The sequence below is a fragment of the Agrobacterium sp. A3-95 genome, from assembly GCF_053521785.1.
Genome location: NZ_JBNWDR010000004.1, coordinates 85815 through 107265, shown reverse-complemented (window position 1 = coordinate 107265; position 21451 = coordinate 85815). Strand labels below are relative to the sequence as shown.

At 58.9% G+C, this 21451-nt stretch carries 24 protein-coding genes; 17 read left to right on the top strand and 7 right to left on the bottom strand.

Features of this window, described 5'->3' with window-relative positions; all coding sequences use genetic code 11:
- The first annotated feature begins 9 nt into the window (after positions 1–9).
- The 10 genes from ACQZ5Y_RS12815 to ACQZ5Y_RS12770 all read left to right on the top strand — a co-directional run bounded on the left by ACQZ5Y_RS12815 (position 10) and on the right by ACQZ5Y_RS12770 (position 8277).
- On the top strand, positions 10–438 hold the full coding sequence (locus tag ACQZ5Y_RS12815; RefSeq protein ID WP_174049678.1) for an NUDIX domain-containing protein: 429 nt from the start codon (positions 10–12) through the stop codon (positions 436–438).
- Positions 439–1313: 875 nt separating this feature from the next.
- Positions 1314–2393, top strand: coding sequence for a branched-chain amino acid ABC transporter substrate-binding protein (locus ACQZ5Y_RS12810; protein ID WP_050923875.1), 1080 nt, complete (start codon positions 1314–1316; stop codon positions 2391–2393).
- A 132-nt stretch (positions 2394–2525) separates the two neighbouring features.
- Positions 2526–3203, top strand: coding sequence for a ribulose-phosphate 3-epimerase (rpe, locus tag ACQZ5Y_RS12805; protein WP_174049679.1), 678 nt, complete (start codon positions 2526–2528; stop codon positions 3201–3203).
- Positions 3204–3264: 61 nt separating this feature from the next.
- Complete coding sequence (locus ACQZ5Y_RS12800) at positions 3265–3801, top strand: hypothetical protein (RefSeq protein WP_013636387.1); 537 nt, start codon at positions 3265–3267, stop codon at positions 3799–3801.
- Positions 3802–3908: 107 nt separating this feature from the next.
- Positions 3909–5216, top strand: a complete 1308-nt coding sequence (gene purB, locus ACQZ5Y_RS12795; protein WP_025593893.1) for an adenylosuccinate lyase — start codon at positions 3909–3911, stop codon at positions 5214–5216.
- A gap of 69 nt (positions 5217–5285) precedes the next feature.
- The gene (locus tag ACQZ5Y_RS12790) at positions 5286–5849 is read left to right on the top strand and encodes an alpha/beta hydrolase (protein WP_003516000.1); all 564 of its coding nucleotides are present in this window, start codon (positions 5286–5288) and stop codon (positions 5847–5849) included.
- Between the two features lie 183 nt (positions 5850–6032).
- On the top strand, positions 6033–6797 hold the full coding sequence (purC, locus tag ACQZ5Y_RS12785) for a phosphoribosylaminoimidazolesuccinocarboxamide synthase (RefSeq protein ID WP_003516002.1): 765 nt from the start codon (positions 6033–6035) through the stop codon (positions 6795–6797).
- 55 nt (positions 6798–6852) lie between these two features.
- Complete coding sequence (gene purS, locus ACQZ5Y_RS12780; protein ID WP_003495372.1) at positions 6853–7095, top strand: phosphoribosylformylglycinamidine synthase subunit PurS; 243 nt, start codon at positions 6853–6855, stop codon at positions 7093–7095.
- 19 nt (positions 7096–7114) lie between these two features.
- Entirely contained in the window at positions 7115–7786 is a 672-nt protein-coding gene (purQ, locus tag ACQZ5Y_RS12775; protein ID WP_003516005.1) for a phosphoribosylformylglycinamidine synthase subunit PurQ, read from the top strand.
- A gap of 83 nt (positions 7787–7869) precedes the next feature.
- Positions 7870–8277, top strand: a complete 408-nt coding sequence (locus tag ACQZ5Y_RS12770) for a hypothetical protein (protein WP_003516006.1) — start codon at positions 7870–7872, stop codon at positions 8275–8277.
- A gap of 132 nt (positions 8278–8409) precedes the next feature.
- On the opposite strand, the gene ACQZ5Y_RS12765 is transcribed toward ACQZ5Y_RS12770, so the two are convergent.
- A complete protein-coding gene (locus tag ACQZ5Y_RS12765) occupies positions 8410–8715 on the bottom strand; it encodes a DUF1127 domain-containing protein (protein WP_003516008.1) in 306 nt (101 codons plus the stop codon).
- A gap of 93 nt (positions 8716–8808) precedes the next feature.
- Between ACQZ5Y_RS12765 and ACQZ5Y_RS12760 the strand changes: the two genes are divergently transcribed.
- From ACQZ5Y_RS12760 to ACQZ5Y_RS12745, 4 genes are all read left to right on the top strand, one after another.
- A complete protein-coding gene (locus tag ACQZ5Y_RS12760; protein WP_174049681.1) occupies positions 8809–10227 on the top strand; it encodes an aminotransferase-like domain-containing protein in 1419 nt (472 codons plus the stop codon).
- Positions 10228–10334: 107 nt separating this feature from the next.
- Positions 10335–10925, top strand: a complete 591-nt coding sequence (locus tag ACQZ5Y_RS12755) for an acyloxyacyl hydrolase (RefSeq protein WP_174049682.1) — start codon at positions 10335–10337, stop codon at positions 10923–10925.
- 114 nt (positions 10926–11039) lie between these two features.
- Positions 11040–13274: a phosphoribosylformylglycinamidine synthase subunit PurL gene (purL, locus tag ACQZ5Y_RS12750; protein ID WP_174049683.1), complete on the top strand. Its 2235-nt coding sequence runs from the start codon at positions 11040–11042 to the stop codon at positions 13272–13274.
- A 16-nt stretch (positions 13275–13290) separates the two neighbouring features.
- Positions 13291–13524 carry a BolA family protein gene (locus tag ACQZ5Y_RS12745; RefSeq protein WP_003516012.1) on the top strand — a complete coding sequence of 78 codons (234 nt, stop codon included), beginning with the start codon at positions 13291–13293 and terminating at the stop codon, positions 13522–13524.
- Positions 13525–13659: 135 nt separating this feature from the next.
- Here the strand turns inward: ACQZ5Y_RS12745 and ACQZ5Y_RS12740 are convergent, their stop codons facing one another.
- Complete coding sequence (locus ACQZ5Y_RS12740; protein ID WP_174049684.1) at positions 13660–14808, bottom strand: hypothetical protein; 1149 nt, start codon at positions 14806–14808, stop codon at positions 13660–13662.
- A gap of 109 nt (positions 14809–14917) precedes the next feature.
- On the opposite strand from ACQZ5Y_RS12740, the gene ACQZ5Y_RS12735 reads away from it, so the two are divergent.
- The 3 genes from ACQZ5Y_RS12735 (at position 14918) to ACQZ5Y_RS12725 (ending at position 17022) form a co-directional block, all read left to right on the top strand.
- Complete coding sequence (locus ACQZ5Y_RS12735) at positions 14918–15169, top strand: hypothetical protein (RefSeq protein WP_013636391.1); 252 nt, start codon at positions 14918–14920, stop codon at positions 15167–15169.
- A gap of 170 nt (positions 15170–15339) precedes the next feature.
- Positions 15340–15675: a Grx4 family monothiol glutaredoxin gene (gene grxD, locus ACQZ5Y_RS12730; protein ID WP_003516034.1), complete on the top strand. Its 336-nt coding sequence runs from the start codon at positions 15340–15342 to the stop codon at positions 15673–15675.
- A gap of 138 nt (positions 15676–15813) precedes the next feature.
- Positions 15814–17022, top strand: a complete 1209-nt coding sequence (locus ACQZ5Y_RS12725; RefSeq protein ID WP_174050019.1) for a multidrug effflux MFS transporter — start codon at positions 15814–15816, stop codon at positions 17020–17022.
- A gap of 73 nt (positions 17023–17095) precedes the next feature.
- On the opposite strand, the gene ACQZ5Y_RS12720 is transcribed toward ACQZ5Y_RS12725, so the two are convergent.
- The 5 genes from ACQZ5Y_RS12720 to rpsD all read right to left on the bottom strand — a co-directional run bounded on the left by ACQZ5Y_RS12720 (position 17096) and on the right by rpsD (position 21389).
- Positions 17096–17920, bottom strand: a complete 825-nt coding sequence (locus ACQZ5Y_RS12720) for an inositol monophosphatase family protein (RefSeq protein ID WP_003516036.1) — start codon at positions 17918–17920, stop codon at positions 17096–17098.
- A 30-nt stretch (positions 17921–17950) separates the two neighbouring features.
- Positions 17951–18778: an inositol monophosphatase family protein gene (locus tag ACQZ5Y_RS12715; protein ID WP_003516037.1), complete on the bottom strand. Its 828-nt coding sequence runs from the start codon at positions 18776–18778 to the stop codon at positions 17951–17953.
- A 16-nt stretch (positions 18779–18794) separates the two neighbouring features.
- On the bottom strand, positions 18795–19709 hold the full coding sequence (gene ttcA / locus ACQZ5Y_RS12710; RefSeq protein WP_174049686.1) for a tRNA 2-thiocytidine(32) synthetase TtcA: 915 nt from the start codon (positions 19707–19709) through the stop codon (positions 18795–18797).
- Positions 19710–19772: 63 nt separating this feature from the next.
- Positions 19773–20702, bottom strand: coding sequence for a glutaminase (locus ACQZ5Y_RS12705; protein WP_003495341.1), 930 nt, complete (start codon positions 20700–20702; stop codon positions 19773–19775).
- Positions 20703–20771: 69 nt separating this feature from the next.
- Positions 20772–21389 (bottom strand): 30S ribosomal protein S4, encoded by a 618-nt coding sequence (rpsD, locus tag ACQZ5Y_RS12700; protein ID WP_003516040.1) that lies wholly within the window; start codon positions 21387–21389, stop codon positions 20772–20774.
- Positions 21390–21451 lie beyond the last annotated feature (62 nt).

Genomic DNA, 21451 nt, shown 5'->3' with positions numbered 1-21451 from the left:
ACAATACGCATGACGCCGACGATCAAGCCAGGACAAGATTTTCCAGGCGTCGGCGTTGGGCTTGCCATATTGCGTCATGGCCGCCTGCTTTTATGCCGGCGCTTGAAAGCGCCGGAAGCCGGATACTGGAATATTCCGGGCGGCAAAGTCGATCACCTTGAATCATCCCTCGCCGCAGCACGGCGAGAAGCTGAAGAAGAGACCGGGCTGACAATCGGCAAGGTCGAATTTCTCTGTCATAGCGAATATATCAATGTCGCAGACCGGCACCATTGGGTCTCGCTGATCTTCGTCACCCGCGACACGCAGGGTGAGCCGGTACTGACAGAACCGGACAAGCTTTCCGATATCGGCTGGTTCGACCCCGATAACCTTCCCGAACCCATCTCTGCCTTTGCAAAAGACGCGCTGGCTGCTCTGACAAAACAAAGCCGCTAGCGGACGGAAGCGGCATCAGCGCTGACCGGCGTGGGCTTTTCGCGGCACTCAACGGCGTCTTGAGCTTTACTACAAACAGGCCTCGCCTTCGACAGACGCGACGCTCCTGCGCGATTTGCTTTCGGAAAACCCAATGCTGGAAGAATATCTTTTCGGGAAGCGTTTTGAATGCAATTTAAAATTGCTTAAATTAGCATCACATAAAAAACCGCCCCGGTTGCCCGAAGCGGTTTATACGTAATGAAAATAATAGAATATAGAATGTAATATAGTTTGGCAGTGCTTAAGTTCGGAACACTTCCGAGGCTTGTTACAGCCAATTTCAGTCGTCCCCTGAAACACCTATATCTAATCTAACCATTTACTTTTCGTCAAGCAGATCTTCTCGCAAATGCGAAAAAAACATGGCAAAGCACAAATAAAGCGCAGGGAAATATGTATATTCTCTTTTTATATCAATAAATTAGATTGGTGGAAATAAAATGTGCATTTTATTGGGGTGCACTATAAAAGGCAAAATCGCAAACCCGCCCTTATAAAACTGTGCTTATACGCACTGCATGTTACAGTTTTATAAAGTAAAAATGCTCTAAACCATGACGAGCAGTACTTCCGCTCTTATGAAATTACAGAGTGAATTGCCGACCTTAAAAAAGATGAATCTCGGCAAAAAACAATCGCGCGCGATCACATTGAATATATACAACCATAACGCGCAATTGCAGGCTGTTGTTTCAAATTGGATGAGTTGCGATCAAAACGGCCGTGCAGTGAACGATGATGTGCGATTATGATGGGTATCAGCGATTTTTCCTTTGGAAAACCAGTTGTTGCCGATAAACATCAAACCGGGACAACAGGATTTCGCGCACGTCATGCTTTCACTTCGCCTGCTAACGATCATCGCCGGTTTTGCCTTTGCGGGCTCAGCATGCGCGGCGTCGATCGGCATCGTTGCCCCACAGAACGGCCCATACGAACTGCTGGGGCAACAGGTCAGGCAGGGCGCGAAGGCCGCAGCCGCCAAGCTCGGGCTAGATGTCGTCGAAATCCATGAAAGCTGCGAAGACGGCAGCGGCGGCGCGATTGCCGATGGTCTCGTGGCCGCGAAGGTCAGCGCGGCAATCGGTTTTTTGTGCACGGAAACACTTCAGGGCGTTCTGCCGCCTCTGAAGTCAGCCGCCATTCCAGCAATCACGCTTTCCAGCCGTGCCCCGATCCTGATGGAAGACGCTCTGAAATATAGCTGGCCGCTTTTCCGCCTAGCGCCATCGGACAAGGCCGAATCGGACCGGGCTGCAGAAATCATCCTGCGCGACTGGAAGGGACATTCCATTGGGCTCGTGGATGATGGCACGATCTTCAGTCGCGATCTGGTAGATCGCATCCGTTCGGCGCTGGAGGAGAACGGGCTGAAACCGACACTCACCGACACGCTGCGCCCGGCACAGGAGCAACAGGTGGCGCTTGTGCGCCGGCTGGGGCGCACCGGCATCACCCATGTCTTCATCGGCGCGGAACGCAACGACGTGGCGATTGTCGCCAGAGACGCCGGCTCCGAAAACATTCCGCTCACCATCATGAGCGGCGACGCCATGAATGCGGCAAACAACCCCGTGCCACTTGCGGCAAATGTGCTAGCGGTCACGCGCCCGGCCTATGACACATTGCCTTCGGCACAGGCCGTCGCCGGCGAATTGCGTGCCGCCAATATCGAGCCGGAAGGTTACGTCCTGCCCTCCTATGCGGCTGCGGAACTGACTGCGGCGCTTGCCGAAGCAGCCCAATCCCAAGGGAAACCCGCACCGGAGATACTGGCGAACGGTACCGTCTTCAAAACCGTGCTAGGCGATATCGCTTTCAACCCTTCGCATGAACTTGCAGACAATCCCTATCGCCTGCAGCGCTGGAACGGCCAGCGTTTCGAACAGGCGGACAAGGCCGAAAGACAATAGGTGAAGCCGGTATCGCTGGAAATTCAGTAAGCTGCGGCTGAAAACCGGCGGCAACCGCGCGACAAGCCGTTTCAAACCCTGATACTTGATGCTAAAGGCAGCTTACGCAACGCGTCGAGAGGAGTTTGCCCCATGTCCCTGCCCATCCGGATTGCACCGTCCATTCTGGCGTCCAATTTCGCCAAGCTGGGACAGGAAGTCGCCGATGTGACGGAAGCGGGCGCAGACTGGATCCACCTCGATGTCATGGACGGCCATTTCGTGCCAAACATCTCCTTCGGTCCTGACGTCATCAAGGCGCTCCGCCCGCACAGCAATGCCTTTTTCGACTGCCACCTGATGATTGCCCCCGTCGATCCCTACCTCGAAGCCTTCGCCAAGGCCGGCTGCGACGGCATTACCGTCCATGCGGAGGCAGGCCCGCATCTCCATCGCTCACTCCAGACCATCCGCACGCTCGGCAGGAAGGCCGGCGTGACGCTCAACCCCGCCACGCCGCTTTCGGTCATCGAAAACGTGCTTGACGATGTCGATCTCGTGCTGATCATGAGCGTCAATCCCGGTTTCGGCGGACAGAAATTCATTCCGGCCATGCTCGACAAGATCCGTGCGGCAAAGGCCATGATCGGCGACCGGCCGATCGAACTTGAAGTGGACGGCGGCGTGACGGCGGAGACAGCCGGCGCCATCGTCGCAGTCGGTGCCAACGCACTGGTGGCCGGTTCGGCCGTCTTCAAGGGCGATGGTGTCGCAGACTATCGCAAGACGGTTTCGTTGTTGCGCTCGGTGTCGGAAGCAGCCCGGTCCTGACCCGCCACAGCAGCCGGATACACCGGAGACGGGACGGCAGGGCGTTTGGGTGGGGGCTTTGATGAACAGCGACAGGCGGAATTTCCACGACGTCATCCCGGCAGCGCTGTTTTCGCTCCTCGCTCCGCTTGTCTGGGCCGCCATCTCGGCAGCCACCGCTACCCTCGGCCTCTATCTCCGCAACCGGCTGGAAACCGACCATGCCGCCGATATCGCCGTGCTGTTCTTCTTCGGCGGTCTCCTGGGCTGGCCGCTGGCCATGGTTGCCTTGCGCTTCCTGCCCGCATCCACCAGCCTGCCGCTGCGTTTTGCGGCAAGCTGCCTTGCCATCGCTTTTTTCACGATCGCGGTCGCGGCGGCATTTTTCGCGCTGCAGTACCGCATCTTTTATGCGCAATGGCATGCGCCGGCATTTTCCCGCATCTGGTTTTTCCAGCAATTTTTCACCTCGCTTGGCGCGATCTACCAGTTCTGCATTCTCGGCCTCGGCCTCTATTTTCCGTTTGCCGCCATTCCGCTTGCGCTGGCAGGCGCCATCCTTTGCCGCCGTGCGCACAGAGCGCCACGCGTCCGTTCGGACGTACACCGGACGCTCTAGCATTTTGAATGTACGCATCGAGCCGATGCGCAGGCTTGATAGATTGAGATTCGCGGAACACTTTGCTAAACGGGCAGCAAAATTCCTCCACAAAGAAAGTCATTGCCATGATCCCTCGTTACTCCCGGCCGGAAATGGTCGCCATCTGGTCGCCGGAAACAAAATTCCGCATCTGGTTCGAGATCGAGGCGCATGCCTGTGACGCGCTGGCCGAGCTCGGCGTCATTCCGAAATCGGCCGCACAGACCATCTGGGAAAAAGGCGGCAGCGCGACTTTCGACGTCGCCCGCATCGACGAGATCGAGGCCGTCACCAAACACGACGTCATCGCCTTCCTCACCCACCTTGCGGAATTCGTCGGTCCCGACAGCCGCTTCATCCACCAGGGCATGACCTCGTCCGACGTGCTTGACACAACCCTCAACATCCAGCTCGTCCGCGCCGCCGATCTGCTGCTGGCCGATATGGACCGCGTGCTGGCGGCGCTCAAGACCCGCGCTTTCGAACACAAGAACACGGTACGCATCGGCCGCAGCCACGGCATCCACGCCGAGCCGACCACGATGGGCCTGACCTTCGCCCGCTTCTACGCCGAGATGCATCGCAACCGCGAGCGTCTCGTCAATGCGCGCGCGGAAATCGCCACGGGCGCGATCTCCGGTGCTGTCGGCACCTTCGCCAATATCGATCCGCGCGTCGAGGAACATGTCTGCGCAAAGCTCGGCCTCGTGCCCGAGCCGGTCTCCACGCAGGTCATCCCGCGTGACCGCCACGCCATGTTCTTCGCCATCCTCGGCGTCATCGCCTCGTCGATCGAAAACGTCGCCATCGAAATCCGCCACATGCAGCGCACCGAGGTTCTGGAAGCGGAAGAGTTCTTCTCTCCCGGCCAGAAGGGTTCGTCGGCGATGCCGCACAAGCGTAACCCGGTTCTCACCGAAAACCTCACGGGCCTTGCCCGCCTGGTGCGCATGTCGGTCGTTCCCGCGCTTGAAAACGTGGCGCTCTGGCATGAGCGTGACATCAGCCACTCCTCCGTGGAGCGCGCCATCGGCCCCGACACCACAGTCACCCTCGATTTTGCGCTGAACCGCCTTGCCGGCGTCATCGAAAAGCTGGTGATCTATCCCGACAACATGCTGAAGAACATGAACAAGTTCCGCGGCCTCGTGCACTCGCAGCGCGTTCTTCTGGCGCTGACGCAGGCCGGCGTTTCCCGCGAGGACGCCTACCGTCTGGTGCAGCGCAATGCCATGAGGGTCTGGGAACAGGGTGCGGATTTCCTTGAGGAACTGCTGGGCGACGAGGAAGTGCGCGCCGCCCTTCCCGAAAGCGTCATCCGCGAAAAATTCGACCTCGGTTACCACACCAAGCATGTCGACACGATCTTCGCCCGCGTCTTCGGCAACGCCTGAGGCGAGGCTCCCGAAGTTAATGCCGTCGCGACCTTGATCGCGACGGCATGAAACCACAGATATGGGCCCATGAAAGTTTCAGAAGCAGATATTCTCATCGTACCGGGTTACACCAATTCCGGTCCTGACCACTGGCAGACCCGCTGGGAGCGCAAGCTTTCGACAGCGCGCCGCGTCGAGCAGGCTGAATGGTCAAAACCGGTGAAGGAAGACTGGATCGCGCGGCTGGTGGAAGAGGTCAACGCCTCGACCAAGCCCGTTGTCATCGTCGCCCATTCGCTGGGTGTGCCGACCGTCATCCACGCCCTTCCGGAAATCGGCAAGAAGGTTGCAGGCGCGCTTCTGGTGGCGCCACCGGATGTCGCCAATCCCGATATCAGGCCGAAACATCTGATGACCTTCGGTCCCTATCCGCGCGATCCCTTGCCGTTTCCGGCAATCACAATTGCCAGCCGCAACGATCCCTTCGGATCCTACGAACATGCCGACGATATTGCCGCCGCCTGGGGTGCGATGTTGGTGGATGCAGGCATGTCCGGCCATATCAACGCCGAGTCTGGCCATGGCCCCTGGCCCGAGGGTGGCATGGTATTTGCCCAGTTCCTGAGCCGCCTCAAGGTGAACGAGCCCTGACCATCGCGGCCAGCCGCTGAAGCCGGTCGATTTTCGGCCGGGCAACATTCTTCCGCCCGACACAAGAATTGAAGGGAAGATATGCGAGCCGCATTGTAGAATGCACTCTTTTCCTTTATGGGACCGCTCAAAGACAGAAACGCAACGCCACCAGAATCGGCGTGAACCAAGAGACCTGCCATTATGAACCGTCGCCGCCGTATTTACGAAGGCAAGGCCAAGATCCTCTACGAAGGTCCGGAGCCAGGCACGCTTATCCAGTTCTTCAAGGACGATGCGACTGCCTTCAACAAGAAAAAACACGAAGTCATCGACGGCAAAGGTGTGTTGAACAACCGGATTTGTGAATATGTCTTCACGCATCTGAACAAGATCGGCATTCCCACACACTTCATCCGCCGCCTCAACATGCGCGAGCAGTTGATCAAGGAAGTCGAGATGATCCCGCTCGAGATCGTCGTGCGCAATGTCGCCGCCGGCTCGCTGTCGAAGCGACTCGGCATCGATGAAGGCGTGGTTCTGCCGCGCTCCATCATCGAGTTCTACTACAAGTCCGACGAGCTGGAAGACCCGATGGTCTCCGAAGAGCACATCACGGCCTTCGGCTGGGCCAACCCTGCCGAGCTTGACGACATCATGGCACTGGCGATCCGTGTCAACGACTTCCTGTCCGGCCTGTTCTTGGGCGTCGGCATCCAGCTGGTCGACTTCAAGATCGAATGCGGCCGCCTGTTCGAAGGCGACATGATGCGCATCATCCTCGCGGACGAGATTTCGCCCGATAGCTGCCGCCTGTGGGACATCGAGACCCAGAAAAAAATGGACAAGGACCTGTTCCGCCGCGACATGGGCGGCCTCGTGGAAGCCTATTCCGAAGTGGCACGCCGTCTCGGCATCATCAATGAAAACGAACCGATCCGCGGCACCGGCCCTGTCCTGGTAAAGTAATTTCGGCCTCGTGAACTAATATCGGCCTAGCAAGGTAAAATCAGGAGAAGATCAGGTGATCAAGGCACGGGTGACTGTTACGCTGAAGAACGGCGTTCTCGATCCGCAGGGCAAGGCAATCGAAGGCGCGCTCGGCAGCCTCGGTTTCGGTGGCGTCGGCCATGTCCGTCAGGGCAAGGTCTTCGACCTGGAACTGGAAGGTGCAGACAAGGCCAAGGCCGAGACCGACCTGAAGGCGATGTGCGAAAAGCTCCTGGCCAATACGGTTATCGAAAACTATTCTATCGCCATTCTCTAAGCCGCAGGAGCCGCCGACCATGAAATCTGCTGTCGTCCAACTTCCCGGCCTCAACCGCGATCGCGACATGATCGCGGCACTCACGAAAATCTCCGGCAAGGCGCCCGTCACCATCTGGCAGACGGAGACGACTATCCCGGATGTCGACCTGATCGTCATTCCGGGCGGCTTTTCCTATGGCGACTATCTGCGTTGCGGCGCAATTGCTGCACGCATGCCGGTCATGCAGGCCATTCGCGAAAAGGCTGAGCAGGGCGTCAAGGTTCTCGGCGTCTGCAACGGCTTCCAGATTTTGGTCGAAGCGGGCATGCTGCCGGGCGCGCTGATGCGCAACGCCTCGCTGAAATTCGTCTGCCGCGAAGTGAAACTCGAAGTCGTCAACAACGACACCGAATTCACCCGCGCCTATGACAAGGGCCAGGTTCTGCGCTGCCCAGTCGCCCACCACGATGGCAACTATTTCCTCGATACGGATGAGCTTAAGTCCGTCGAAGACAACGGTCAGGTCGTTTTCCGTTATGCAGATGGCACCAATCCGAACGGCTCGCTGAACGACATTGCCGGCGTCATCAACGCCAAGGGCAACGTTCTCGGCATGATGCCGCACCCGGAAAACCTGATCGAAGCTGCCCATGGCGGCAATGACGGCCGTGGCCTCTTCGCCTCAGCGCTTGGCGTTATCGCAGCCTGACAAGCGGGCGGGCCATCCGCCTGCCCTCTTCCCGATGATGCTCTTTATGGCTCCAGTTTTTGGCCCTTACCTTGGATGACGCGATGAACCGCCTGCTCCGTTCCCACGCCCCGAAGGCCGCTGGATTGCTTCTCGCCGCAGCAGCGCTTGCTGCGTGCCAGCCCAAGCCGCAACCGGCATCGTCCTCCGCATCCCGTGCGGCATTACCGACGATGGAGCGAATCGCGCTTGGCGCCAATGCTTGCTGGTTCAAATCGGGCGATCCGGCGTTCAAGGCCTATCGCCTGGCGCCCGAACTCAACTCCTTCTCGGGCCGTCCGCGCATTCTGCTCGTACCGCGCAACAGCCCGGAATCGCGTCCGATGCTGGTTATTCAGGCAGAAGGCAACCCGGCAAAGCTCGACGCTTTCGGCCCCGTTATGAACGAAGCCATCTCCGGCCGCATCGCAACCGACGTCAAACGCTGGGCGAATGGCGGCAAGGGCTGCTGATCGGGCAAAACTGCGCTAAAAGCCGGCCAAATACAAAAAAGACCCGCCGACGCCGGTTGGGACTGGCGTGGCGGGCCTGCCGAATGGCTGTTCAGGCACCGGGGAAAGATGGCGCCGCTCTCCGGCAGAAAATCAAAGCGGCCGCGACGGCCATGAAAACAGCTGCGATCTCGCGGCCTCCTTCAAGGCCTCGTCCCGCGTAACGCCGATATCGTCCAGAAGATCGTCGGACAATTCCCGCAAGGCAAGCCGTCCCTGACGTTTGCCATGCCAGTTGGACAATCCCGCAATCAGGCGGCCAATAAGCGTGTGAGCGATCCGGGCCGGAAAGGGCGACGGTGCGACCATGTCGCCGGTATCGCGGAACACGCGTTCCCGTTCGTAGCCGTCAGGATAAAGCGTATCCGCTGTCGAAAGGTATTGATCCATCTTGCGCATATTGCACCTATTGTCTCCGTGCGTTTGATCTCATTGACTGCATCCGATAAATACAATTGACTTGCGGATAGATACAATGCATAAATTGTCACCATGACAAATTGGCTTCCCGATATTACCGAGGGCAACGGCCCCATCTACCTTCGCCTCGCGGACAAGATCGAAGGCGCAATTTCGGATGGCATCTTGCAGGCCGGGTCGAAATTGCCGCCGCAACGCAATCTCGCTTTCGATCTGGGCGTTACAATCGGTACAATCAGCCGGGCATATGCCCTCATCCACGAACGCGGCCTCGTCAGCGGCGAAGTCGGCCGTGGCACCTATGTCAACGAGCGTAAGGCTGCCGCCCCGTTATCACGCGTGGAACCGACGGCATCGGCATTCGGCGGCACGCGCTACGCGGTGGACACCAGCGCCGAATTCCGCCTGAACACCACGGCTGCTCCCGATGTCGGGCAGAGCGCGCTGGTCAGCAAACACGTCGAGGCCGTGACGAGAGAGCATCCGTTCGAAATTTCCAACTACACCCGCTCCTTTCCCGACGACTGGTGCATGGCGGGCGTTCGCTGGCTTTCCCAGAATGGCTGGTCGCCGAAACCGGAAAACATCGTTTCGACGCTTGGCGCCCATGCTGCGGTGATGAGTGTGGTAACGGCAATGACCGCGCCGGGCGACCGTATCGTTTTCGAACCCCTCACCTATTCCCATATCAGCCGCAGCGCCGCCCTTGCCGGACGGCGGGTGACACTGGTGGAAGTGGATGAGAAAGGCATTATCCCCGATGATTTCGAGCGCGTTTGCGCCCAACAGCATCCAAAAATGATCTTCCTGATGTCGGCGGGCCAGAACCCGACCTGCGCCACCCTGCCCGAGGAGCGGCGGCGGGCGATCGCCGATATCGCCCGCAGATACGGCGTATGGATCGTGGAGGACAATCTCTATGGCGCCATGACGCGGGATGCGATCCCACTCATTGCGGAATTCGCGCCCGATCTTACCTTCGTTGTCGGCGGCCTGTCGAAATCCGTTTCCGCCGGCGTCAGGGGTGGCTGGGTCGCCTGCCCGGCGCAATTCGCCTCGAGAATTCGCATTTCGCATTCGATGATAACCGGCGGACTGCCGTTTATGCTGGCCGAACTGAATGCACGCCTCGTCAACAGCGGCGACGCAGACGACATACGCAAGGACTGTATCGCCGAGATCAACCAGCGCGAGGCCCTCGCCAGACGCATCTTTGCGGGGCTGGAATTCAACTCCCTGCCGGACATCGCCTTTCTGTGGCTGAGGCTGCCTGAACCGTGGCTGTCTGGAACCTTCCGCAGCGCCGCCATGAAGGAAGGTGTGCTGATAGACGACGAGGACGAGTTTAAGGCCGGGCGCACGGAGAAGGTTTACCACCGTGTACGCATCAGCCTTTCCGGGCCTTCAAACCAGGAAGAACTGAAGCATGCCCTGGGTATCCTGCGGCATTTGCTCGACAATGGTTCAGCCGGTTACGAAAGCGAGGCGTGAGCGGGAACGAGTCTTTCCTGCAACACGCCCCCTAATTCAGTAACTCATTATTTACCACGCCGACGAATCTGCCATCCTTTCCCTACTTCGGAGCGGGGAATGATTCGATGGCAGCATTCAGTTCCATATCCGCCAGGGCATTTGTTGCTCTCGCGATGGTTTTCGCAGCATGTGTGTTGGGTGACATGACGCCGGCCGCCGCCGCAGACGGCACGGTGTTCGATGAATTGCGTTTCGGGGTCACAACCTCGCTCGCCGATCGCAATGGTGGCGGCGAAGATGGCGTATTCCCGGCCTTCACTGCCTATTTCGATCCTTTCGCGAGCGCCTCGGCCGTCACCTTTGGCGAAAAGCTTGCCCGACCGCGTCTGCATCTGGGTGCGGAAATCGGCACCGAGGGCGAAGCAAATACCATTTACGGCGGTATCAACTGGACCTTCGACCTCAATCCGAAGATTTTCGTCGACCTAGGCTTTGGCGGCCTGTGGCATGACGGCAGGCTGCGAAACGGTCCGGGCGAAACTGGCGCGGAATTCGGTTGCCGCGTGCTTTTTCATGAATATGCCGCCATCGGATATCGCTTCAATAGCAACTGGAATATTTCGACCCAGATCGAACATGCCTCCCATGCCAATCTGTGCGACGGCCCCAATGACGGGCTGACGCGTGTCGGACTTATGGTCGGCTACAAGTTCTGAATAACCCAACAAAGCAGCGTTTTGCTGGCAAAACTGCGCATTTTCCTGTCGCACGGAGAGGCCTCTTGCGCTAAAGAACCGGAAACTTTCCTCGGCTCGAACCGCGTGAGACCTATGTCGATTCCAAACTCCATCAAGATCACCCCGGAACTCGTTGCATCCCACGGGCTGAAGCCCGACGAATACCAGCGTATCCTCGACCTGATCGGACGGGAGCCGAGCTTTACCGAGCTTGGCATTTTCTCGGCCATGTGGAACGAGCACTGCTCCTACAAGTCCTCCAAGAAATGGCTGAAGACCCTGCCCACCACGGGCCCGCGTGTCATTCAAGGCCCCGGCGAAAATGCCGGCGTGGTGGATATCGATGATGGCGACTGCGTCGTCTTCAAGATGGAAAGCCACAACCATCCGTCCTACATCGAGCCCTATCAGGGTGCGGCAACCGGCGTGGGCGGCATCCTGCGCGATGTCTTCACCATGGGCGCACGCCCGATCGCAGCCATGAATGCGCTACGTTTCGGCGCACCCGACCATCCGAAGACCCGCCACCTCGTGGCTGGCGTCGTCGCCGGTGTCGGCGGTTACGGCAACTCCTTCGGCGTGCCGACCGTCGGCGGCGAAGTGGAATTCGATCCCCGCTATAACGGCAACATCCTCGTCAACGCCTTTGCCGCCGGACTTGCCAAGTCCGATGCGATCTTCCTTTCGGAAGCCAAGGGCGTCGGCCTGCCGGTGGTGTATCTCGGTGCGAAGACCGGCCGCGACGGCGTCGGCGGCGCGACCATGGCCTCTGCCGAATTTGATGAGTCGATCGAAGAAAAGCGCCCAACCGTTCAGGTCGGCGACCCCTTCACCGAAAAGTGCCTGCTGGAAGCCTGCCTCGAGCTGATGAAAACAGGTGCGGTCATCGCCATTCAGGACATGGGTGCCGCCGGCCTTACCTGCTCGGCCGTCGAAATGGGCGCCAAGGGCGATCTCGGTATCGAACTTGATCTCAACGCCGTACCGGTGCGCGAAGAGCGCATGACGGCCTACGAAATGATGCTGTCGGAAAGCCAGGAGCGCATGCTCATGGTTCTCGAGCCCTCCAAGGAAGAAGTCGCCAAGGCGATCTTCGTCAAATGGGGCCTGGACTTCGCCATCGTCGGCAAGACCACCGACGACCTGCGTTTCCGCGTGCTGCACAATGGCGAGGAAGTCGCCAACCTTCCGATCAAGGATCTCGGTGATCAGGCTCCGGAATACGACCGCCCGTGGACGCCCGCCAAGGTTCAGGCTCCGCTTGCGGAGAACGACGTTCCTGATGCAGACATTGCCGACGCAATGGTGTCGCTGGTCGGTTCGGCCAACAACTCCTCGCGCCGCTGGGTCTACGAACAGTATGACACGCTGATCCAGGGCAATTCCCTGCAGCTGCCGGGTGGCGATGCCGGCGTTGTCCGCGTTGAAGGCCATGACAAGAAGGCGCTCGCCTTCTCCTCCGACGTGACACCGCGTTATGTCGAGGCAGACGCCTTTGAAGGCGGCAAGCAGGCCGTGGCCGAATGCTGGCGCAACATCACCGCAACCGGCGCTTTGCCGCTCGCGGCCACCGACAACCTCAATTTCGGCAATCCGGAAAAGCCCGAGATCATGAGCCAGCTCGTCCATGCCATCAAGGGCATCGGCGAAGCCTGCCGCGTACTGGAATTCCCGATCGTTTCCGGCAACGTCTCGCTCTACAACGAGACCAACGGTCAGGCGATCCTGCCCACCCCCACCATCGGCGGCGTTGGCCTGCTGAAGGACTGGGGCCGTATGGCGCGCATCCGCTTTGCCGCCGCGGACGAAGTCGTGCTGCTGGCGGGCGCGCCTGCCGGTCTTGGCACCCATATTGCCCAGTCCGTCTACATGCGCGACGTGCATGGCCGCATCGATGGTCCGGCACCGCATGTCGATCTGGAAGCTGAAAAGAGAAATGGCGATTTCGTCCGCGCCCTTATCGCAGACGGTCTTGCCACAGCGGTTCACGATTGCTCCTCGGGCGGCCTGGCTCTCGCGGTTGCCGAAATGGCAATTTCCTCCGGCATCGGCGCGACGATCGACGCGGTCGAGGGCCATAACCCCGTCCTCACCTTCTATGGCGAAGATCAGGGACGTTATGTGCTGACCGTCAAGAAGAGCGATCTGGATGAAGTGCGCGCGGCAGCGAAGGCAGCGGGCGTTTCCTGCCCGGCGATCGGCGTCACCGGCGGCTCAAGCGTAAAGCTGGGCACGGCACGCGCTATCGAGATTAAAGAATTGCACTTGGCCTATGAATCGTGGTTCCCTCAATTCATGGATGGCGAAACTCTAATCGCCGCAGAATGAATTAAGGAGATACACCATGCCCATGAAACCCGGCGACATTGAAGACATGATTAAGGCGGGAATTCCCGGGGCAAAGGTCACGATCCGCGATCTGGCCGGTGATGGCGATCATTACGCGGCGGAAGTCGTCGCGGATGCTTTCAAGGGCAAGACCCGCGTGCAGCAGCACCAGATGGTCTATGACGCGCTGAAGGGCAATATGGGCGGTGTTCTGCACGCCCTTGCCCTGCAGACCTCGGCTCCCGAATGACTGCGCCCGGAAAAGCGTCTCCGGCAGAACGGTTTCACTGTCCTTGCCGCGGCAACGCTTGAAGCCATGGATTGAAAAAGGCCCGCGTGAGACTGTCACGCGGGCCTTTTTTTTCCGGCAAATGGCGCGTGCCGCTTACAAAACAGGTGGCTGCTGCGATTCCAGATCGGCAAAGGAGGCAGCCGGCAACGGCCCAGCCGTCAGCAGGGTAAAATCGTAACCGGACTTGCGGTCCGGCCCCAGAACATATTGCCGGTGCATGCGCAGGAAGTTGCGCTTGTTCTTTTTGTAGCGATCGGGTGAAAGCGAGTGCTTGAAACGGATCGGCACGATCTTCGGCTGCAGCGCATCCTTGTGCCCGGTCAGCGCCACGGTGTTGCAGCGGTAGAGGTGAATCGGATCCGTCAGGCACTGGATATCGAACCATGTCACTTCAGGGTGACGCGCAATCACGCCGACGCTCTGGCGAAGCCTGTCCGCACTCGACAGCAGCGCGCATTGCAGCGCAGCGCCACCGAGCGTCGCAAAGGACAGCTTCCGGCCATCCAGCGCATCTGGCCGCAGTTCCAGCACACGGCCTATCACGGCGAGCGCCAGGCTGGCGCCCATGCTATGCGACACGACCAGAACCTCCTCAGACGGCTGCTCCAGCGCCTTGAGAACGAGGGCTGCCTTCTCTTCGATCCAGTTGCGGGCAATCGGCTCATCGCGCCCTACGGCCAGCGCAAAGCGCCAATCGGCATAAAGATGCAACGTATGAAACCGCTCGGCGAAAGGCAGAAACACCTTCACGAAGAACAAGACCGCAGCGGGAAGACTGATCGCAAGCAACCAGAGCGGCAAACCGAACAGCCATGGCGAGAGCGCGATCCCCGCCGCAAGCGCACCACCCACCAGCATCAGCAGAAACGGGAAAATGAAGAACAGGCCGAAACGCCAGGCATGACGGAGGTAACGCCCTGCCCCACCTTCCGCGACGATACCGGCCGCAGCCGCAAAGCCTAGTGCGATCTGCCGCCAGAGTGGCGCATCCCGCAGGCGCGATATCACCGCATTGTGGTCGTAGACGAAGATGGTGGAACGCGTCCGCCAGTCGCCGGCCGAGGCATCCACCGAGAATGTTTCGCCAGCCGGAGAGTTCTCCAGCGCACCCACGGCATAATTGACATCCCACGTCTTGCCAGCAAGCGCTGCCGCCCGCTGATAGCGCAGATGATGCGCAGCCGCATCGAGCGGATCGAAGCCCGGGAAATAAAGAACAAGTCGTGACTTGACGGTCGGCATGCATAAACCCTCGGGCTGGAGACACCCGAAAGGATCGCTTGATACAGTGGGCGATGCACGTATAGTAAAAAACGCGACGGAAATATGATTTATTTGTTGCGAGGGAATTTTGTCTGGGATCGTCGATCAATTGCTAAACGGCGTCGTCAAAGGCGCTCTGTCCGAAGTCCTCGCCAAGACAGGCCTTCGCAAAACCCGCCGCATCCGCCGCCGGACCAAAAGCAACACGTCCCTCGCAGGCGGCATCGTCGGCTCCGTGCTGGAAGCGGCAATCAAAGCAGCCGTCAAACCCAAGCCGGCCAAAAAACAGGTGAGCAAAAGACGCACCGCCGCCGCCCGCAGCAGACAGCGGCTTCGATGATGCATCACCTCAGCGTGCTTCCCACCTGGTAGCCAAGGTTTCGGCCGTCACTTTGCGACTACACAGAAGCGTATTTTTTACGCTTCCCGGGTGGAAATCGCGCCGCGACATGTTATTTAGGGACAAAGTCAAAGCAGCGGCCTTGAACCGCATGTGAAAGGAATAGGCCTATGAGCGGCATTCACGATATGATCGACAGCGAAGTGAAGAGCAACGACATCGTTCTTTTCATGAAGGGCACCCCGCAATTCCCGCAGTGCGGGTTTTCCGGTCAGGTCGTACAGATTCTCGATTATCTCGGCGTCGACTACAAGGGCGTCAATGTGCTCGCCGATGCCGACATCCGTCAGGGCATCAAGGATTATTCCAACTGGCCGACCATCCCGCAGCTCTACGTCAAGGGCGAATTCGTCGGCGGCTGTGACATCGTAAGAGAGATGTTCCAGTCCGGTGAACTTCAAAATCACTTCCAAGAACAGGGTATCAGCGTCCGCGGCGCGGCCTGATTTCGGCCGGTTCATCCGGCCCACCCTGATTGTCAGAAAACTTATGCCAGGCGTTGCTTCATGCAACGCCTTTGCCGTTCTTTTTGGGGCAATCCTGTGACAGAACTTTCACAATCCACCACTTCGCGCGCCGTTTCGATGGGGCGCACGGAATTCATCGCGCTTGCCGCGATGCTGATGGCGCTGAATGCGCTTGCCATCGACATCATGCTTCCCGGCCTTCAGGAAATCGGCGCGTCACTTGGCGTCGTGAATGAAAACCACCGTCAATACGTCATTTCCAGCTATCTTCTAGGCTTCGGCATTGCCCAGCTTCTATACGGACCGATCTCGGACCGTTTCGGGCGCCGCAAGCCGATGCTCGTCGGGCTGGGAATCTACATCGTCTCGGCCATTGCCGTCGTCTTCGTACCGTCATTCACTGGCCTGCTGGTTCTGCGCTTCATTCAGGGCATCGGCTCTGCAGCGACGCGCGTCATCACCATTTCGATCGTGCGCGACATCTATGGCGGCCGTCAGATGGCGGAAGTCATGTCGCTGATCATGATGGTATTCATGGTCGTTCCGGTCATCGCACCCGGCACTGGCCAGATCGTGCTGTTTTTCGGTGACTGGCACCTTATCTTCGCCTTCATGGCCGGAATTGCCGCCGTCGTGACCGCCTGGATGTATTTCCGCCTGCCGGAAACCCTGCATGCCGATGACGTCAGGCCTTTCACGGTTCGTTCGATCCTCGGTGGCTTCAAGATCGTGCTCACCAACCGTATCGCGCTCTGTTACACGCTCTCCAGCACATTCATTTTCGGTGCGCTGTTCGGCTTCATCAATTCCGCCGAACAGGTCTATAAGGGCATCTACGGGCTGGGCGCATGGTTTGCGGCCGCTTTTGCGGGCGTCGCCCTGTTCATGGCCTTCTCGTCCTTCATCAATGCAAGGCTTGTCGGCAGGTTTGGCATGCGCAAGCTGTCGCACGGGTCGCTGCTCGGCTTCATCGCCATCACCTTCGTGTGGCTGGTGGTACAGATGGTTGGGCCGGAACCGATGCCCTTTGCGATCTTCATCGTGTTCTTCGCGCTTGCCATGTTCCAGTTCGGCTGGATCGGCTCGAACTTTAACTCGCTCGCCATGGAGCCGCTCGGCCATGTCGCCGGCACGGCCTCGTCCGTCATTGGCTTCATGGGAACCGTCGGCGGTTCGCTGATCGGTGCCGTTATCGGTCAGGCTTTCGATGGCACAGCGCTGCCAATGGTAGCCGGCTTCTTCACCGTCTCCATTATCGGCCTCGTCTTCGTGCTGATCGGAGAAAAGGGCGTGCTGTTTCAGGCCCACAACAAGCCGACGCACTAAGGGCGGACAGACAAATAAAAAGGGCGCGGAACTCGGTTCCGCGCCCTTTTTATTGATAAAAGCCGAACTTCACTCAAACCGTGAAAATCTTCTCGCGCAGCAATTCCCATGTCTCCTGATCAGGCGCAAGCAGCAGGCCACCCTCAAGGTGGCGCGGCAGGTAAGGCGAGCCGTCGAAACGGGCGGCGTAGGCGCCCGCTTCCTGCGAAAGCAGGGTGCCAGCGAGATGATCCCAGGGCATAAGCTTGTTGTACATCAGGAAATGCATGTGGCCGCCGCAGAACACGCGGTATTCATGCGCAGCACAACGGTAGCTGGTGAAGAGCCGCACATCCGCGAGGTTCATGAGAATCTTGCGACGGGTCTCCACGTCAAAATAACCGGTGTTGGCGATGCCGACCATCTGCGACAGTGCCGGTGCGGGCACGACGGACATCTGCGTCTGCGAACCATCGGCGGCACAAAGCCATGCGCCGGAACCCTTTTCGGCAATCGCCCAGTCATTGCCCATCGGATCGAAAATGAGACCGGCAACGGTCTCGCCCTTGGAGATGACGCTCATCATCACGCCAAACAGCGGCAGGCCCGACGCGAAGTTGTAGGTGCCATCGATCGGATCGACCACCACGGCAAGATCCGCATCCGCAAGCTTGCCAAGCAGCGAGGCATCCGCCGCAACGGCCTCTTCACCGATGAACAGCGCCTGCGGCATGATTTCCTGCACGCGGGCGCGGATCAGCCGCTCAGCAGCCTCGTCAGCCTCGGTTACGAGGTCTATCGCCTCGCTCTTTATCCTGACGTCGCCCTCACCCAGATTACGGAACCTCGGCAGGATTTCCACTGCCGCCGCCTCCTGAAGCGCATTGGCGAGAGAGGCGATGTCGAGTTCGATAGCCATAGGCGGTATCCTTCTATTTAAGCATCAATATTATAAGGCCACGATTTCCCGGCGCAGCATCTTCCAGCTTTCCTTGTCGGGTGCCGACAGGATGCCGCCTGTCGTCTGTCCTGGCCGGTAGGGCGTATTGTCGAAACGGGCCGTGTAGCCGCCCGCTTCCTGATGAATGAGAACGCCGGCGAGATGATCCCAGGGCATCAGCTTTTCGTGGCCGATGAAGTGCAGCTTGCCAGTCGAGGCAAGCCAATATTCATGAGCCGAGCAATTGATTGAAAGCGCCATCTTGATCTTGGCCATATTGGCGGCGATCACCGGGCGGCGATCTTCATGGCTGTGACCCCAGGAAAATATGCCGACCATTTCGGACAATGGCAGGGGATCGGCAACCTTGAGCCTTGCCTGTGAGCCGTCCTTGCGGTGGAGATAAGCGCCCTCGCCTTTGAGAGCAAGGATGGTATCACCCATGACAGGATCGTGGATGATGCCTGCGACCGTCTCACCCTTGACGGTGACGGCGAGCAGCGTGCCGAAAGCTGGAAAACCGGAAGCATAGTTGAAAGTGCCGTCGATTGGATCGATCACGAAGGCAAATGGTGCATCGGCAAGGGCAGGAATAACGGATTGATCCGCGTCATAGGCCTCTTCGCCGACAATATGGGCCTTCGGAAACCGTTGCAGAAGAGCGGCGGTTATCGCCTTTTCCGTCAGAATATCCGCCTCGGTGACGAGATCGACGGCAGAGGTCTTTTCGGAAATCGCGCCTGCGTCGAGATTGCGGAAGCGGGGCATGATTTCCTGGCGGCCGGCAGCGGCAACGGTGGAAATCAGAAAGTCGATATCTTTATCGGAAAGGGTCATCGCTAAGGGCACTTCTTCATAAGGGAGGGCTGGCCTCCGTACGCTCTTCAGGTGACGCCCCGGTGACAGAAAGCGCCGAGAAATCAAAAAGCTTCGGGTCGAGCAGATGCGATGGATTGACATGGGCAAGCGCCCGCAGCATCACGTCCTTGCGGCCCGGCATACGCCTTTCGATGTCAGCCAGCATCTCCTTCATGGCATTGCGCTGAAGCCCGTCCTGCGAGCCGCAGAGGTCACAGGGAATGATCGGGAATTCCATCGCCGCCGCGAATTTCGCCATATCCTCTTCGGCGCAATAGGCAAGCGGACGCAGCACCATCAGGTCGCCCTCGTCGTTCATCAGCTTTGCCGGCATGCCAGCCAGACGGCCGCCATGGAAGAAGTTCATGAAGAAGGTCTCGAGAATATCCTCGCGGTGATGGCCGAGCACGAGCGCGTCGCAGCCCTCTTCCCGCGCAATACGGTAGAGATTGCCGCGCCGCAGCCGCGAACAGAGCGAACAATAGGTGCCACCCGCCGGCACCTTTTCCTTCACAACGGAATAAGTGTCGCGATATTCGATGCGATGTGCGACGCCGATCTTCGCCAGATATTCCGGCAGGACGTGCTTGGGGAAATTCGGCTGGCCCTGATCCAGATTGCAGGCAATGAGTTCCACGGGCAAAAGGCCGCGCCACTTCAAATCAAGCAGCAGTGCCAGAAGACCGTAGCTGTCCTTGCCGCCGGAAAGGCCTACCAGCCAGCGCTTCTGGCCGTTCAGCATGCCAAAATCTCCGAAGGCCTGACGTACATTGCGCAACAGCCGCTTGCGCAGCTTGTTGAAGGAGACGGAACGGGGCGCCACGTCGAACAGCGGATGCGAAGCGCCATTTTCTCCGGCCAGGTCCTGATCGGCCTCGACCTCATCTGCGATGCTGGTGACAATGTTCATGATTAGCCCGCTCTGGCATTCAGCCATTTTCAATGCAGGAAATGCCCGCATCCGCCCGCAATATCAAGCCCCGAATACCGACCAGCCGGTTTTCGTCGCCAGCATTTCCAGCGCATGCGACCCAAGCGCCGAATTGCCGACCTTGTTCAGACCCGGCGACCAGACCGCAATCGACGCCTTACCCGGCGCGACTGCCATGATGCCGCCGCCCACGCCGCTCTTGCCCGGCAGGCCGACATGATAGGCGAAATCGCCCGATCCGTCATAATGGCCGCAGGTCAGCATCAGCGCATTGATGCGCCGCGCGCGTCGGTCTGACACAACCGTATGACCACTCAGCGGATTGCGGCCGCGATTGGCAAGGAAAAGACCGGCCCGTGAAAGCTGCGCACAGGTCATGGACAGCGCGCACTGATGAAAATAGACGCCCAGCGTATATTCAACAGGGTGATGCAGATTGCCGAAGGACCGCATGAAATTGGCAAGCGCGAAATTGCGGAAACCCGTCGCCTGCTCGGATTTCGCCACGGTGTCATCAATGCTGATCGTGTCATCATCAGCGAGATAACGGACGAAACGCAGAAGCTCGCCAATCGCCTCGCGCGGCTGGTGGCCGGAAAGAACGATATCCGTCACCACGATGGCACCGGCATTGACGAAGGGATTGCGCGGAATGCCGTGCTCGTGCTCCAGCTGGACGATGGAGTTGAAGGACGACCCCGACGGCTCACGCCCCACCCGGTTCCATACCGTCTCGCCCGCCTTGCCGAGCGCCAGCGTCAGCATGAAGACCTTGGAGATGCTCTGGATCGAAAACGGCGTGAGCGCATTGCCAGCCGTATAGGTGGTTCCGTCGACAGTGGTGATGGCGATACCGAACTGGTTCGGATCGACCTTGGCGAGTTCCGGAATGTAATCCGCAACCTTGCCCTCGCCCAGGCGCGGCACCATGCTGTCGTAAATGGAATCGACGATCGCCTGAATGTCCTGCATGCAAAGCCTTCCCCAGCAAACAAAAAAGCCGCCCCGAGGGGCGGCTTTCTCAATACTGAAACGCGCCGATTAACGCGAGTAGAATTCGACGACCAGATGCGGTTCCATGACGACCGGGTACGGAACGTCAGACAGAGCCGGGATGCGAGCATAGGTCGCAACCATCTTGTTGTGATCGACTTCGATGTAATCAGGAACGTCGCGTTCTGCGAGCTGAACAGCTTCGAGAACGGTCACCAGCTGCTTGGACTTCTGGCGAACTTCGATAACGTCGCCCGGCTTGCAACGGTAAGAACCGATGTTGACGCGAACGCCGTTAACCGTGACGTGGCCATGGTTGATGAACTGACGCGATGCGAAAACGGTCGGAACGAACTTGGCGCGGTAGACGATGGCGTCCAGACGCGACTCGAGGAGGCCAATCAGGTTCTCGGAGGTATCGCCCTTGCGACGGTTTGCTTCGTCGTAGGTGGCGCGGAACTGCTTTTCGCGCAGTTCGCCGTAGTAGCCCTTGAGCTTCTGCTTGGCGCGCAGCTGCGTGCCGAAGTCGCTCATCTTGCCCTTGCGGCGCTGACCGTGCTGGCCCGGGCCGTATTCGCGGCGGTTTACCGGGGACTTCGGACGACCCCAGATGTTTTCGCCCATACGGCGGTCAATTTTATACTTAGCCGATTCGCGCTTGCTCATCGTATTTCCTTCTCAATAGGTTATGCCGGTTTGTTGCCAAACCGGTTTGAGGAAACACGCCC